Genomic DNA, 14,291 nt, shown 5'->3' on the forward strand with positions numbered 1-14,291 from the left:
ATATGAGAGAGAAAATTAAAAGAAAAGCAAAAGAGATGGCTTCAAATCCAAACACAAAAAAGGCACTTCTTTCAATGAAGCCAGAGAAGAATTTTTGGGGAATTAGCGGTGTGGTTATATTTCTTATACTTCCAGAAATTATTGCCTATATCTGGGGAGCGGATATTACTTTATATGCAAATAGAGAGCTTTTAGTAGCAGAAAGTTTTTTAGATAAACAGTACTTTGAGATGCTAATAATGCTCTTTGAAGATGGGATGAGTTATATAAATCTTCTCATTGGCATAGTGCTTTTTATTTGGCTTTTTTTCTAATGAAATCACGAGATTTGGAGCATCTTTTTTATGAGTGGGATGGTGATGTTTTGGTTTTAAATATACTGGGAACCCCATCAGCAAAGAGAGATGTTATAGGCAAAGTAAGAGCAAACCAGCTAAAAGTAAGTGTTAGGGCGCAACCTGAGGGCGGAAAAGCAACGGACTATATGGTAGGCTTTTTAGCAAAAGAGTTTGGAGTTAGTGTCTCAAGCATAGAGGTAGTTTATGGACGAGAGAGTATCCACAAACAACTCCGCATAAAAGCACCAAAAAAGCTTCCAAATAGTATAGAATTTGAGTGAAAAAAAGAGATAGGAGATATTTATATGAATAGAGAAGATTTTAATGAAGGTTTACTAGGCTTTTTGGACGCTTCGCCGACTCCTTTTCATGCAACGCAAAATATGGCTGGGATGTTTGAAAATGCTGGATTTACAAGGCTTCATGAGGTTCAAAAGTGGAACTTAAAGCAAGGCGAGAAGTACTATGTTACTCGTAATGACTCCTCTATCATCGCTTTTACATATCCAAAAAGTAAAAACTATGTGATGATTGGAGCGCATACCGATTCGCCAAATCTGAAGCTAAAGCCAAATCCTGTTATAAAAGAGCATGGAGTTGTAAAGTTTGGGGTTGAGCCTTATGGCGGGGTTTTGTTAAATACTTGGTTTGATAGAGACCTCTCTTTGGCTGGGCGTATCTCTTATCTGGATTCACAAAACATGATAAAAGATTCTCTTGTAGATGCTAAAAAATCTATTGCAATTATCCCCTCTCTTGCGATTCATCTTGATCGTGAAGTAAATGAGAAGAAGAGCGTTAATGCACAAACTGATATCTGCCCGATACTCTCAACTAACAAAGAGTTTAATTTTGAGAATTTTTTAAAATGGCTTTTAGTGAGTGGCGGAGCAGAGGATATAAAAGAGATATACGCAAATGAGCTTAGTTTTTATGATACTCAAAATGCCTCTTACATTGGGCTTGAGAGTGAGTTTATAGCCAGTGCAAGGCTGGATAATCTTCTTAGCTGTTATGTTGGGATGCTGTCTATTTGCAGTGTTGATGCTCTCTCTCCTATGCTTTTTATCGCAAGTGATCATGAAGAGGTTGGAAGCGAGTCGGCGAGTGGGGCAGGTGGGAGCTTTTTAGAGAGTACTCTAAAGAGGATGTTTAGCGATTTTGAAGAGTATACGCAGATGATTCGTTCCTCAATACTTATAAGTGCGGACAACGCTCATGCAGTGCATCCAAACTTTGCGAGTAAACATGATGCAAACCATGCACCGCTTATAAATGGTGGTGTTGTTATAAAGGTAAATGCAAATCAGCGTTACGCTTCAAGCTCTAAAACGATTTCAAGGTTTATGAATGTTGCCTCATCTTTAGGTGAACCTATACAAAACTTCGTAACTAGAAGCGATATGGGATGTGGCTCTACCATCGGACCAATAACCGCTTCAAGGATTGGAATTGACACCATAGATATTGGGCTTCCAACTTACGCTATGCACTCAATTCGTGAGCTTTGCGGAAGTTATGATGCTTATAGTCTTTATAAAATTATCTTAGGATTTAGTGAGTAATGTCTGCGATTTCTTCAGAAGAGTTAAATCTTTTAATAGAGCAGACATACAAGGTTGAAAAAGAGTTTAGTGAGTTAAGGGCCTCTTACATGCATCTTCAAGATACTGTTGAAGAGGTTGTAGAATTTCTGCCAAATGCGATTTGGATTTTGGATAAAAACGGAGATATATTCTTACAAAACTCTCAAGCAAAATCACTTGGTAAACTTTTTTTGCTCTTAGAGTCTAAAAAAAATGATTATGAGGTCACTTTTAACACAAAATCTTATCTGGTTAAAAGCTCTTCTTACAAAGAGAAGATAATGCTAAGTGCCACTGATATAACAGAGCAAAAAAGAAAAGAGAACTTAGCTATTATGGGGCAGATGGCAGCGCATCTCTCTCATGAGATACGCAATCCAATAGGCTCTATTTCACTTCTTAGTTCAACTCTAAAAAAAAGAGTAATGCCAGAGAATATCGCTATTGTAGAAGAGATACAAAAATCGGTTTCTAGAATTGAGCGTATTATAAAAGCTACTCTTATGTTCTCTAAAGGTGTACATGCAAATAAAGCATCTTTCATGTGGGGCGAGCTTCAAGATGCACTTAACATGTCGGTGGGATATTATGGTTATACAAAAGAGATAACATTTATATTTCCAGAGAAAAATTTTGAGATAAATGCAGATAAGGATCTTCTTGAGATGCTCTTTTCTAACTTTTTAACAAATGCCATAGATGCTATAGAACTCGATGATAACGAGAGTGGAGAGGTTGAGATGGTTTATGATAGAGATGAAAAATTTCATAAGTTTCGCATCTATGACAGCGGTATCATGATAGAGAATACAAAAGAGCTTTTTGAGGCATTTAAAAGTACAAAAGTAAAAGGAAATGGCTTAGGTTTAGTACTCTCACGCCAGATAGCATCTGCACATGGAGGAAGTGTGGAATTTCTTCTTGGAGATAGAAAAGGCTTTGAGATAAAACTTGCTATATGACAAGTTTTTAAGCGTTTAAGAGTGATAAAATAAGTTTTTAAAAAAGGAGAATAAAATGCAAAAAGAGTTGATAACAGTTGCTAGAGCAACGCTAGATTTTTACAAATATGAAGAGGATGGTCTAACCATCTATGAGTATGATGCTACAAAGTGTCAACCGCCTGAACCAATGGTAAATACTATGGTAGGATTGTCTCTTTTAAAGAGCAAAAATGATAGACTCGTAGGTATATTTTTTCACGAACCATTTCCACTTTATGACAGAATCCCTTTAACAATTTCACATGAAGCAAAGCAGCTTGATAGCGGAGATTTTAGGATTACATTTAAGCTAGAAGAGTAAATTTAGGCTTTAGTCGTTATTTAATCTTCTATTATCTTACTTTTACTAGAATATCCTTTTTAAACTAAGGATATATATGAAGAAATTTCTTTCGATTTTTGGCTCTATGAATGGCATGGTTATTATGATGCTCATTTTTGCAGCAGCTATTGGTTATGCTACTTTTATAGAGAACGATTATGGGACAATGACTGCAAAAGCAGAAGTATTTAATGCCCTTTGGTTTGAGGTGCTAATGGCACTCTTAGCCATAAACCTAATGATAAACATGTACAAGTTTAAAATGTTTAGCGTTAAAAAAGCCCCTATTTTTATCTTTCATCTCTCTTTTTTAATCATTCTTCTTGGTGCTGCAATAACTAGATATGCAGGATATGAGGGAACTATGCACATCCGTGAGGGCGAAGTTGCAACTACTATGATAAGTATGGAAAATTATTTCAACGTATCTGCTAAAGTAGGCGATAAAGTTGAATCAACCTCAAAGCCTATTTTTCTATCAAAAAAGAGCCAAAACACTCTCTCCTCAAACTTGGAGATTGATTCAAAAAAAGTTGAAGTTGATTTGATTAAATATATTCCAGATGCCATTGAGATGCTTGAAGAGTCAACTGAGGGTGGAGTTGAAGCTCTTGATATGATGGTTGCTGCAAATGATTCTAGTGAACCAATTAGGCTAAAAAAAGGTGAATTTTATGAAAATGATGAGTTCGCAATAGATTTCGAATCAGGAAAAATCTTCTTAAGACCAACAATCTCTATCTTTTCAAAAGATGGTGAAGTATATATGAAACATGATATGACTCTAAAATTTCTTAAGATGGATAGCAAAGAGCAGGGAGAAATTACTCCCTCGCCAATGAGCAAGTTAGAGCTAAGAACTCTTTTTGGTACTCAAAGTAGTAATTTTGTTGTTCGTAAACATTACAAGCATGCAACAGTTAAAATAGTTTCAAACCCTAACGCTTCAGCTATGAAACCATCTAAAGACGCATTTGTGTTTAATATAAAAGTTGGAGACATTTCACAAGAGGCGATGATTTTTGCTCAAGCTGGAAGAATGGCAAAAGAGAATCACTATGATATAAATGGAGTACATGTAGATATTTCATACGGAGCGAAACTGCTTAATCTCCCTTTTGGCATAAAACTACTTGATTTTCAGCTTGATAGATATCCAGGGTCTATGTCTCCAGCATCTTATGCTAGTGAAGTTGAACTTGTAGATGAGGAGAAAAATATACATATGCCATATAGAATTTTTATGAACAATATTTTAGAACACCGTGGTTATAGATTTTTCCAATCTTCATATGATCAAGATGAGATGGGAACAGTTCTCTCTGTAAACAATGATCCAGGAACCTTGCCATCTTACATAGGTTATATACTTCTAGGAATCGGTATGTTCTGGTCAATATTTTCAAGAGGTAACAGATTTTCTCAACTCTCTAAAAAAGCAAGAGAGGCAAGCTCAACAAGAGCACTTAGCCTACTATTTGCTTCAGGGTTGCTCTTTAGCGTTGCACCATCTTATGCAGAGGATTTAAATCCAGCTATAAAAACTGTTTTAGCTTTTGATAAAGAGCATGCTGCAAAATTTGGCGAGTTGATTATTCAAGATAGTGGCGGAAGAATGAAGCCTCTTGACACACTCTCAACAGAGATAGTTGCAAAGATACATAAAAAAGCTTATGTAAATGTAGGCGAAGAGAAGTTAAACGCAAACCAAGTTATTCTTGGAATGATGAGTAAACCAGATATCTATAAAAACTTAAAAATTATCTCTACAAAAAATGAAGAACTCAATAAAATGATTGGTGTAGAAAATAGCGCAAAATATGCCTCTTTTTCTCAGTTTTTTACAAGTCCAGAAACCTTAGAAGGGTACAAAATAGCAGTGGCAGTAGATGAAGCTGTAAGAAAAGAGCCTAAGCATAGAGACCTTTTTGACAAAGCTGTTTTAGAAGTTGATGAGCGTGTAAATATCTCGTATGCTGTATTTTCAGGAGCGTTAATAAAAATATGGCCAAAGCCAAATGATGTAAACAACAAATGGCATGAGACTATGGAAGCGCTTCAAGATTTTGATCCTAAAACATCTCAAAAAATTAGAGATATTGCTTTTGAATACTTTAGCGCTATAGAAAATTCACTTAAAAGCGGCGATTGGACTGAAGCAAACAGAGCAATAGATAAAATTGTGAACTATCAAAGATTTTACGGCTCATCTGTTCTTCCAGCTGATGAGAGAATTAAAGCAGAGGTGTTTTACAACGAGGCAAATATTTTTGAGAGAATTTACCCTCTATATTTTCTTATAGGATTTGTTCTTTTAATTGCTAGTTTTATAAAGATTTTAAAACCAACTCTTAAAATAAATCTCTTATCAAAAATCTCTCTGTTTTCATTAACTCTGCTCTTTATCGCCCATACTGTAGGTTTAGGACTTAGATGGTACATCTCTGGTCACGCTCCTTGGTCTGATGGATATGAGTCTATGATATATATTAGCTGGGCAACTATTTTAGCTGGTTTTATCTTCTCAAAACGCTCATCTATGACTATGGCTTCAACTGCAGTACTAACTGGGCTTATCCTCTTTGTAGCGCATCTCAACTGGATGAATCCACAAGTTACAAACCTAGTTCCAGTTTTAAACTCTTACTGGTTAAGCATACATGTTGCGGTAATTACTGCGAGTTATGGCTTTTTAGGGCTTGGCGCACTTTTAGGATTTATTACTATTTTACTATTCGTATTTAAGACAGAGAATAATCAAAAACATATCTCATCTTCCATCAAAGAGCTTAACTCAATTAATGAGATGAGCCTAATGATTGGTCTTGCATTTTTAACACTTGGTAACTTTATCGGCGGTGTTTGGGCAAATGAGAGTTGGGGTAGATATTGGGGTTGGGATCCAAAAGAGACATGGGCGCTAGTTACAATTTTAGTTTATGCCGCTGTAATTCATCTTAGATTTATCAAGTCTTTATATAGCGAGTTTAATTTTAGTGTAATATCGCTTCTGTCTTATACATCAGTAATCATGACTTACTTTGGAGTAAACTACTATCTAGCGGGAATGCACTCATACGCAAAAGGCGACCCTGTGCCAATCCCAGACTTTGTACCGATAACTTATGCGATACTCTTTATAACAATAGCAATTGCTTCGAGAAATAGAAAATTGGCTTGAGGTAAATAGGTTTGGAATTTCAAGGATTTTGTGGGGCAATCCCTTTTTTGGAGGCTATTCGTAAAAACAACACTAGAGAGTTTTTTGAGGCTAATAGAGATGAGTATGAGAGAGTTATACTAAACCCCTCAAAAGCTTTTGTGGTTGAGATGGGTGAGCATTTAATGGCGTTGGAGCCTCGTGTAACTCCTGAGCCAAAGATAAACAAGTCTCTTTTTAAGATGTATAGAGATATACGCAGAATGGGTGCAAATAAAGAGCCTATGAAGTCAAAAGTAGGCATCATCATACCTCAAGATGGCTGGGATGGATGCAGACTTCAAAAATCATCTTTTTACATGCACTTCTCACCAGATGAACTATTTGTTGCGGTTGGTGTTAGATGGTTTAACAAACCCATGCTTGATGCTTATCGTGAATATATAAGAGATGAAAGACGAAGAGTAGAACTTGATACTCTGCTAAAAAACCTAAACTCTAAGGGATATTCAACCATAGAACAAGGTTATAAAAGATATCCAAAAGGTTTTAGTGAAGATATGCCAAGCGTTGATTTAAGCCTTCAAAAAGGGATGGCAACATACAAAGTTTTACCTCCAAAAACCATAGAAGATGGAGTTTTGTTGGTGGATACACTATATAAAATTTATGAAGATATGCTACCTCTTCAAAAGATAGTTTATGAGATAAGCAAAAGAGCAAAAGAGGAGTGAAGATGAAAAAAGAGGCGATAATTTTACTTAATATGGGTGGTCCAAACAACCTAGAAGAGGTTGAAGTTTTTTTAACAAATATGTTTAATGATAAAAATATTATCACTGTAAAAAGCTCACTTCTTAGAAAGCTTATAGCGACTTTGATAACTTTTAGCAGAACAGAAAAATCACAAGAGATATACAATCAAATTGGCGGGAAATCTCCTATTGTTGGGCATACAAAAAAACTAGTAGAGAAACTTCAAAACAGAGTAGGGGAGAATATTATAGTTGATTTTGCTATGCGATATACTCCGCCTTTTGTTTCTGAGGCAATAGAGAGACTTAGTGATAAAAATATAGAAAAAATCTATCTTATACCGCTCTATCCGCAGTACTCAACAACTACTACAAAATCTTCACTAGAAGATTTTGAAGAGCAGTATCACTTGAGTAGCGGAGATGCTATTTTAGTTGAGATAAAGCACTTTTTTCAAAATAAAAACTACAACATGGCTATCTTAGAGCGCATAAAAGAGAGAGTCTCGCTTGAAGAGATGAGTGAGTTTGACCTGATATTTTCTGCGCACGGACTTCCTCTAAAAGTGATTCAAAGAGGCGACACATATCAACTACATGTACAAAAACATATCTCGATTTTAGAGCAGATGATGCAAAAAGAGGGTATGACTTTTAAAAACATACATCTTGCATATCAGTCTAAAGTAGGACCTATGGAGTGGTTAAAGCCATCTTTAGAGGATAAACTAAGAGAGATAAAAAACAGAAAAGTTATAATTTTTCCAATAGCTTTTACGATAGATAACTCTGAGACTGATTACGAGCTTGAGATTGAGTATCGTGAAGTTGCTCATGAGATGGGTTATGAAGAGTATAGAGTTTGCAGATGTCCAAATGATAGTGAGTATTTTGTAGAGGCACTTGTTGACATATACGCAAAGATGAGATAGTAAGCATTATGAAAGTAGTTATTTTTGACATGGACGGTACACTTCTTGACTCCAAAAAGGATATAACAAGCTCTGTAAATTATGTAAGAAAAATGAATCATAATCTCCCAGAGATAACAGAAGAGTATGTTGTTGAGGCTATAAATATGGAGGTTAGAAATCTATCCGAACTCTTTTATGAGACTCCAATTTATAGAGATATAGATAGAGAACTCTTTGAGAGCCACTATGATAGCGAGTGCATAAAAAGTGTCTATCTTTATGATGGCGTTAAAGAGCTGCTTCTTGAGCTAGTGCAAAGAGATATAAAAATATCAGTTGCAACAAATGCTCCAACTCAGTTTGCACTTCGTATGTTAGAGCATTTGGAAGTAAAAAGCCTCTTTGACATAATCATCGGTGCAGATATGGTTACAAACTCAAAACCAAGCCCTGAGATGCTTGAGTATATACTAAAATATTATAAATTTGATAAAAACTCTCATAAAGCATGGATGGTTGGAGATAACTCAAAAGATATACTAAGTGCAAATGCAGCTGGAATAGAGTCTATCTTCGTTACTTGGGGATTTACACCATTTAGTGCACAAAAGGTAATCGCTAAAAAACCACCCGACGTGCTGGAGATAGTTTTATAAAAATTTATGCTAGAATGTTCTGATTCCATTTAGAGGATAAAGAGATGTTTGATATTGATTTACTTGTTGCATTTGCTTTTATGGGACTTCTATTTTTAAGACAGATATCAATTATAAAACAGCCAAACAAGATAAACTACGCTCCCTTAATGGTAGGCATTGGCTCTATTAGCGGCACAATCCATTTCATAGTTCATCCAGAAGCCACTCAATCTTTTCTTGTTTTAAAAGAGAGCCTCTTTCCTATTTTAGTCTCTTTGATTTTATACGTTATTATGAATATTTTGCATCAGACACAACAGGCTCAATATGCCAAAGTAGAGGATGAGTCCACAAAAGGTCTCCTAGCTCAGATTACATATCTAAGAGAGTTTAGTGCAGAGTTAGAGAGGAGGATGATTCAAAATCAAAATGAAGAGAGAGAATCAGAAGATCATCTTAGAGAGAAATTTAAACATGATATAAAGATGCTAGATACAATCCTTGAGAATCAAAACAAATTTTTAGAAAATTTTGAACAGATGCGTGATTGGTATAAAAATGTAAGCAAATCGTTTGAAAAATTTACAGAGGTTCAACTCCCTTCCCTTGATAGTGTCGTGCATAAACATATAGATATACTCCGCATAGCAGAGCAAGATCACTTTAACAAAGTAAAAACCACACTATCAAAAGCTATAGAGAGTAGAGAGAGCATAAAAAATGAGCTCGAAGAGCTAAGAGAGAGTTTACATGCAATTAGCACTATCTCTCAAACTATAGCTAAGAGCGTAACAAAGCATACAAATGAGCAGTTATCAGAGGTTATCAGACCTTTTGAAAAAGAGATTATTTCACTAAAATCACATACCGAGGGGGTAAATACTTCCCTATATGAGAGCGAGAGCAAACTTCACAATATTCAAGAGAGAAGCGAGCTTATAATGAATCAGATGAATCTCTCTTCTAAAAAGATGCAAGAGCTGCAAAGTCAAAACAGCTCTTTACATGATATATATGCAATGATGAGAGATTTGATGAGAGATATTGAGATTATAAAGTCCGAATATGTAAAATCACAATCTCAACTTAGTATAATTGTAGATGATTTTAAAGAGATAAAAGAGGATGATAGAGCTGCTTATAAAGCGCAGACGGATGATTTTTTATCTAAATTAAATAGCGAAGTAGAGACGATAATGCAAAAGTTAAACACACATAGCACGCAGACAGAAGATGTAGCTTCAAATTTAAAATTTTTATCTAAACAGGCTCAGCTTAAAAATAGATACTCTGATTTAGATAGCTAGATAGATAAGAAAAGGGTAGATAAAAAGCCCCATATATGGTAAAAAACTATCAATTGGGGCAAGAAGTACAAGAGAGAGTTCATGAGAGAGCTTTTTCTTTGTAAATATCTGCTCTATTAAGAGTATTTTTGTGGCAATGTCGGCTGTCTTTAAAAGTAGTAAAATCATCGCATAGAGGTTATACTCACTTAGTAGAGCAAACCCTATAGCAAAGTAAAAAGTTGGGTGCATAAGTAAAAAGAGAAATATGCTCTTAGAGTAATATCTCTGCATTTTAATAATCATGCCCATTATGCTTGAGGCTCTTTGCCACCAAATTTCATAAGTTTCAAGAAAAACAAAAAGAAGTATGTAATTTAAAATTAAATCATCTATCATGGGTAAAATGGTACTATAAATAGCTAAAAAATGAGTCCACAAAAGAGGTAGTTTAGATGAATTTACATGAGAAAAAAAATAAGATACTAAAAAAAGTCATATTTTTAAATATTTTTCTCGTAGTTGCTGAGATTTTTGCTGGTATATATAGCGGTTCAATGGCTCTCTTAGCAGATGCACTTCATAATCTAGGCGATGTTTTAGCTCTGTTTATCTCCCTTGTAGCAGTAGTTTATGGTACAAAGAAGGCAGATGATTTTATGACTTTTGGATATATAAAAGCTGAGATGATGGCAGCTTTTGTAAATTCAATATTTTTAGTAATCACTATGCTTTTTATCTTGCTTGAGTCAATTGAGCGCCTCTTTACACCAAATTCAATAGATGCTCCCGTTGTCATAGTTGCTTCACTTGTTGCACTTTTGATAAATGGTTTTAGCTCGTGGCTCTTGGGCAGAAGCAATATAGAGCATGAGCATCACCATCATCACGACCATGAAGATATGAATATGAAATCAGCATATCTTCACATGCTCAGTGATGCTGTAATCTCTTTTAGTGTGGCAGTTGGAGGTGTTTTAATCTACTTCTTTGGCATAGTTGCAATTGATTCTATTTTATCAATTCTCTTTAGTATATATATAATTTTAGAGACATATCCTCTACTTAAAAAATCGTTCTACTCACTTATGGATTCAAATGTTGATGATATTAAAGAGGTTGAGGCTATTATACTCTGCTTTGATGAAGTTTTGTCTATTCATGACCTTCATCTATACCGCCCAAGTTCAAGAGAATTTTATGGTTCTGTTCATATAGTTTTTAAAAATGATTTGCTCTTAAGTGAGGTAGATAAACTCTCAAATCTTATTAGAGAGAGGCTCTGTGATGAGGGAATTACACATTTTGTAATTCAGCCAGAGAGCGTAGAATTTGCTAAAAACTCTACATGTAGTGCTCTTCATTAGTAAAATAATTGGACTGTTTTTCATTATATATTAAGTTATATAACGCTAAAGTCTTTAACTTTAAAAAATGCAATATATAAGGAAAAAATAGATGAAAAAAGTCATAACTGTAGTCGCACTGTTTTTAAGCTTGAGCGGCTCTCTCTTAGCAGATACAATAAATGTTTTTGCGGCATCGAGCACCAAACTCGCAATGCAAAAAGTGATTGATAAATTTAAAATTGCAAACCCAAATGATGAGATAGTTATAACCTTTAGCTCAACAGGTAAGGCTTATGCGCAGTTTAGTAATGGATTTGCGTATGATATTTTTATGGCAGCAGATAGCACCTATCCAGCTAAGATAGATGAGGATGAAAATGCCATCACAAAACCTGAGATTTACGCACTTGGAGCTGTAGCACTGTTTAGTACAGATAAAGAGCTTATAAAAAAGGGTTTAGAGGCTCTAAGAGATGAGAGAGTAAAACATATATCTATAGCAAATCCTCGCCTTGCCCCTTATGGAGTTGCGGCAATGGAGATAATAAAAAACTACTCATTAGAAGATGTTGCCAAGTCTAAACTTGTTTTGGGTGACAATATAGCTCAAAGTGTTCAGTTTGTAGATTCTGGAGCTGCTGAGATAGGTCTTGTAGCATACTCGCTTATTAAGAGTTTAAGAAGCACAGATGAGTACATGTTGATTGATAAAACAAAATACTCAACAATGGAGCAAGCTTTTGTTCTAACAAAATATGCAAAAGACAAGCCTCTAGCAAAAAAGTTTGCAGAGTTTATTTTAAGTGATGAGTCGCAGAATACTTTTGAAGAGTTTGGATTTGGTAGAGTTAAATGAACAGAGTAAGTGGGGTAATTAAAGAGATAAAAAAGAGTGGTGAGATAGAACATCTAATCATCGATACTAAAAATGAACTCTTTAGCGCCCTTATTTTGAGTGGTAATGAGAGTTATAAAATCGGACAAAGTGTTTATCTTCTCTTTAAAGAAAGTGAGGTGATGATAGCAACGTTAGAGTCTATGGTGAGTGCTAGAAACTCTTTTATCTCAAAAATAATAGAGATAGAGGAGGGCGAGATTTTAGCAAATGTGACTTTTGATTTTTATGGCTCAAAAATATCATCTATTATCACAAAAGATGCACTAAGAGAGTTTACATGTAGAGTTGGAGACGAAAAAAGATGGTTTGTAAAATCAAACGAAATCTCAATTTTACTCGGAAAATCAGATGAAATCTAAAAGTTAACTAGGAGAGAATATGGAAGAGAGTTTTTTTCAAACTATGAAGTTAACCTTTGAGCTAGCTGGTATTACAACACTTATTTTACTTTTTATTGGGATACCTCTTGCTTACTATCTCTCACAAACAAAATCAAAGTTTAAACCAGCGATAGAGGCTTTAGTCTCCATGCCTCTAGTTCTTCCACCGTCTGTTTTAGGGTTTTATCTGCTTCTTGCTTTTAGCCCTCAAAATGCTTTTGGTGCTTGGCTTGATAGAGTGTTTGATGTAAAGCTTGTATTTAGTTTTGAGGGTCTTGTTATCGCTTCAATCATCTTTAGTTTGCCTTTTATGGTTCATCCTATACAGAGTGGTTTTAGCTCACTATCAAGCTCTTTGAGTGAGGCTTCATATACTCTTGGAAAGAGTAAAATGGCTACTCTTTGGTATGTACTTTTACCAAATATTAAACCATCTCTACTTAGTGCAAGTGTTATCACTTTTGCTCATACAGTTGGCGAATTTGGAGTAGTTTTGATGATAGGAGGCAACATTGCAGGAGAGACAAAGGTTGCTAGTATTGCTATATATGACGAGGTTGAAGCCCTCAACTACGGAGTTGCAAACCAGTATGCTCTTACTCTTTTTATCATCACATTCTCTATTTTGCTCCTTGTTTATGCTATAAATAAAAATATGATAAGAAGTGAGCTTAGATGATAGAGATAAATATAATAAAGCCCTTAAATACAGCAGATGGAGAGATAAATCTAGCAGTAGATAAAAAAATAGAAGATGGTGAATTTTTAACTCTTTTTGGAAAAAGTGGAAGCGGAAAAACAACACTTTTGCGAATAATTGCAGGTCTAGAAGTTCCAGAGAGTGGCTACATAAAAGTTGATAATGAAGTTTGGTTTGATAGTAAGAGAGGCATAAACATACCTCCGCAGAGACGAAATGTAGGCTTTGTTTTTCAAGACTACGCACTATTTCCAAATATGAGTGTGGAGGATAATCTAAAATTTGCTCTTCAAGATAAAAATAAGTTTAAAAAAGTTGATGATATCTTAAAAATAATGGAGATACAAAATCTCTCTAAGATGAAACCACAGCACTTAAGCGGTGGACAAAAACAGAGAGTAGCAGTTGCTAGAGCACTTATGAGAGAGCCTAAAATACTTCTTCTTGATGAACCATTATCAGCGCTTGATAGCACAATGAGACAAAAACTCCAAGATGAACTTTTTTTCATACACCAAAAATTTGGCATTATCTCTTTACTTGTCAGCCATGATATAGGTGAGATTTTTAGGCTCTCAAGTAGAGTTTTTAAAATCTCAAGTGGAGAGATAACCCATGATGGCTCGCCGAGTGAGGTATTTGCAAATCAAAATATTAGTGGAAAGTTTAAAATACTCGGCGAGGTTTTAAGCATCAAAAAAAGTGATATTTTATATATAGTAGAAGTCTTGGCACACAATGAAATCATCAAAGTAACAGCTATAAAAGATGAGATAAAAGAGCTCTTAGTAGGTGATAAAATACTCCTCTCAAGCAAAGCATTTAACCCAATTTTAACAAAAATATAAACTACATGTAATAATAAATTATTATTTATGGAGTAAGTGTTATAAAATTCATTAATTTCTTAACTATTTATTTTTTATTTTAGTTAAGTTTGATATTATATAATAGAGTTAAA

Annotated in this window: 16 protein-coding genes; 15 read left to right on the plus strand and 1 reads right to left on the minus strand. The window is 34.8% G+C overall.

The window, feature by feature from the left end:
• Positions 1-2: 2 nt before the first annotated feature.
• The 10 genes from SUDEN_RS04785 to SUDEN_RS04830 all read left to right on the plus strand — a co-directional run bounded on the left by SUDEN_RS04785 (position 3) and on the right by SUDEN_RS04830 (position 10,024).
• Positions 3-314: a hypothetical protein gene (locus SUDEN_RS04785; RefSeq protein ID WP_011372541.1), complete on the plus strand. Its 312-nt coding sequence runs from the start codon at positions 3-5 to the stop codon at positions 312-314.
• Positions 314-619 (plus strand): DUF167 domain-containing protein, encoded by a 306-nt coding sequence (locus SUDEN_RS04790; protein WP_011372542.1) that lies wholly within the window; start codon positions 314-316, stop codon positions 617-619. The genes SUDEN_RS04785 and SUDEN_RS04790 overlap by 1 nt, the downstream gene beginning before the upstream one ends.
• A 24-nt stretch (positions 620-643) precedes the next feature.
• Positions 644-1,903 carry a M18 family aminopeptidase gene (locus SUDEN_RS04795; RefSeq protein WP_011372543.1) on the plus strand — a complete coding sequence of 420 codons (1,260 nt, stop codon included), beginning with the start codon at positions 644-646 and terminating at the stop codon, positions 1,901-1,903.
• A complete protein-coding gene (locus SUDEN_RS04800; protein ID WP_011372544.1) occupies positions 1,903-2,886 on the plus strand; it encodes a sensor histidine kinase in 984 nt (327 codons plus the stop codon). The genes SUDEN_RS04795 and SUDEN_RS04800 overlap by 1 nt, the downstream gene beginning before the upstream one ends.
• Positions 2,887-2,941: 55 nt before the next feature.
• The gene (locus SUDEN_RS04805) at positions 2,942-3,229 is read left to right on the plus strand and encodes a hypothetical protein (protein WP_011372545.1); all 288 of its coding nucleotides are present in this window, start codon (positions 2,942-2,944) and stop codon (positions 3,227-3,229) included.
• Between the two features lie 76 nt (positions 3,230-3,305).
• On the plus strand, positions 3,306-6,431 hold the full coding sequence (gene ccsA / locus SUDEN_RS04810; RefSeq protein WP_011372546.1) for a cytochrome c biogenesis protein CcsA: 3,126 nt from the start codon (positions 3,306-3,308) through the stop codon (positions 6,429-6,431).
• A gap of 11 nt (positions 6,432-6,442) precedes the next feature.
• A complete protein-coding gene (locus SUDEN_RS04815; protein ID WP_011372547.1) occupies positions 6,443-7,144 on the plus strand; it encodes a DUF2461 domain-containing protein in 702 nt (233 codons plus the stop codon).
• A gap of 2 nt (positions 7,145-7,146) precedes the next feature.
• Positions 7,147-8,097, plus strand: a complete 951-nt coding sequence (gene hemH / locus SUDEN_RS04820) for a ferrochelatase (protein WP_011372548.1) — start codon at positions 7,147-7,149, stop codon at positions 8,095-8,097.
• 8 nt (positions 8,098-8,105) lie between these two features.
• The gene (locus SUDEN_RS04825; RefSeq protein ID WP_011372549.1) at positions 8,106-8,735 is read left to right on the plus strand and encodes an HAD family hydrolase; all 630 of its coding nucleotides are present in this window, start codon (positions 8,106-8,108) and stop codon (positions 8,733-8,735) included.
• A gap of 44 nt (positions 8,736-8,779) precedes the next feature.
• A complete protein-coding gene (locus tag SUDEN_RS04830; RefSeq protein WP_011372550.1) occupies positions 8,780-10,024 on the plus strand; it encodes a hypothetical protein in 1,245 nt (414 codons plus the stop codon).
• Here the strand turns inward: SUDEN_RS04830 and SUDEN_RS04835 are convergent.
• A complete protein-coding gene (locus SUDEN_RS04835; RefSeq protein ID WP_011372551.1) occupies positions 10,013-10,402 on the minus strand; it encodes a hypothetical protein in 390 nt (129 codons plus the stop codon). The genes SUDEN_RS04830 and SUDEN_RS04835 overlap by 12 nt on opposite strands.
• A 56-nt stretch (positions 10,403-10,458) precedes the next feature.
• Here SUDEN_RS04835 and SUDEN_RS04840 point away from each other — a divergent pair, with 56 nt between their 5' ends.
• The 5 genes from SUDEN_RS04840 (at position 10,459) to SUDEN_RS04860 (ending at position 14,178) form a co-directional block, all read left to right on the plus strand.
• On the plus strand, positions 10,459-11,370 hold the full coding sequence (locus SUDEN_RS04840; RefSeq protein WP_011372552.1) for a cation diffusion facilitator family transporter: 912 nt from the start codon (positions 10,459-10,461) through the stop codon (positions 11,368-11,370).
• A 91-nt stretch (positions 11,371-11,461) separates the two neighbouring features.
• Positions 11,462-12,208 (plus strand): molybdate ABC transporter substrate-binding protein, encoded by a 747-nt coding sequence (gene modA, locus SUDEN_RS04845; protein WP_011372553.1) that lies wholly within the window; start codon positions 11,462-11,464, stop codon positions 12,206-12,208.
• Positions 12,205-12,609 (plus strand): hypothetical protein, encoded by a 405-nt coding sequence (locus tag SUDEN_RS04850; protein ID WP_011372554.1) that lies wholly within the window; start codon positions 12,205-12,207, stop codon positions 12,607-12,609. Before modA ends, SUDEN_RS04850 begins: the two co-directional genes overlap by 4 nt.
• A 19-nt stretch (positions 12,610-12,628) precedes the next feature.
• On the plus strand, positions 12,629-13,309 hold the full coding sequence (gene modB / locus SUDEN_RS04855; protein ID WP_011372555.1) for a molybdate ABC transporter permease subunit: 681 nt from the start codon (positions 12,629-12,631) through the stop codon (positions 13,307-13,309).
• On the plus strand, positions 13,306-14,178 hold the full coding sequence (locus tag SUDEN_RS04860) for a sulfate/molybdate ABC transporter ATP-binding protein (RefSeq protein WP_011372556.1): 873 nt from the start codon (positions 13,306-13,308) through the stop codon (positions 14,176-14,178). The genes modB and SUDEN_RS04860 overlap by 4 nt, the downstream gene beginning before the upstream one ends.
• Positions 14,179-14,291 lie beyond the last annotated feature (113 nt).

It is taken from the genome of Sulfurimonas denitrificans DSM 1251 (assembly GCF_000012965.1).
Classification (GTDB): domain Bacteria; phylum Campylobacterota; class Campylobacteria; order Campylobacterales; family Sulfurimonadaceae; genus Sulfurimonas; species Sulfurimonas denitrificans.

What these genes read in the sequence shown, in the direction of transcription:
- SUDEN_RS04785 (WP_011372541.1), top strand. Translation starts at nt 3, where the DNA reads ATGAGAGAGAAAATTAAAAGAAAAGCAAAAGAGATGGCTTCAAATCCA.
- SUDEN_RS04790 (WP_011372542.1), top strand. Translation starts at nt 314, where the DNA reads ATGAAATCACGAGATTTGGAGCATCTTTTTTATGAGTGGGATGGTGAT.
- SUDEN_RS04795 (WP_011372543.1), top strand. Translation starts at nt 644, where the DNA reads ATGAATAGAGAAGATTTTAATGAAGGTTTACTAGGCTTTTTGGACGCT.
- SUDEN_RS04800 (WP_011372544.1), top strand. Translation starts at nt 1,903, where the DNA reads ATGTCTGCGATTTCTTCAGAAGAGTTAAATCTTTTAATAGAGCAGACA.
- SUDEN_RS04805 (WP_011372545.1), top strand. Translation starts at nt 2,942, where the DNA reads ATGCAAAAAGAGTTGATAACAGTTGCTAGAGCAACGCTAGATTTTTAC.
- ccsA (WP_011372546.1), top strand. Translation starts at nt 3,306, where the DNA reads ATGAAGAAATTTCTTTCGATTTTTGGCTCTATGAATGGCATGGTTATT.
- hemH (WP_011372548.1), top strand. Translation starts at nt 7,147, where the DNA reads ATGAAAAAAGAGGCGATAATTTTACTTAATATGGGTGGTCCAAACAAC.
- SUDEN_RS04825 (WP_011372549.1), top strand. Translation starts at nt 8,106, where the DNA reads ATGAAAGTAGTTATTTTTGACATGGACGGTACACTTCTTGACTCCAAA.
- SUDEN_RS04830 (WP_011372550.1), top strand. Translation starts at nt 8,780, where the DNA reads ATGTTTGATATTGATTTACTTGTTGCATTTGCTTTTATGGGACTTCTA.
- SUDEN_RS04835 (WP_011372551.1), bottom strand. Translation starts at nt 10,402, where the DNA reads ATGATAGATGATTTAATTTTAAATTACATACTTCTTTTTGTTTTTCTT.
- SUDEN_RS04840 (WP_011372552.1), top strand. Translation starts at nt 10,459, where the DNA reads ATGAATTTACATGAGAAAAAAAATAAGATACTAAAAAAAGTCATATTT.
- modA (WP_011372553.1), top strand. Translation starts at nt 11,462, where the DNA reads ATGAAAAAAGTCATAACTGTAGTCGCACTGTTTTTAAGCTTGAGCGGC.
- SUDEN_RS04850 (WP_011372554.1), top strand. Translation starts at nt 12,205, where the DNA reads ATGAACAGAGTAAGTGGGGTAATTAAAGAGATAAAAAAGAGTGGTGAG.
- modB (WP_011372555.1), top strand. Translation starts at nt 12,629, where the DNA reads ATGGAAGAGAGTTTTTTTCAAACTATGAAGTTAACCTTTGAGCTAGCT.
- SUDEN_RS04860 (WP_011372556.1), top strand. Translation starts at nt 13,306, where the DNA reads ATGATAGAGATAAATATAATAAAGCCCTTAAATACAGCAGATGGAGAG.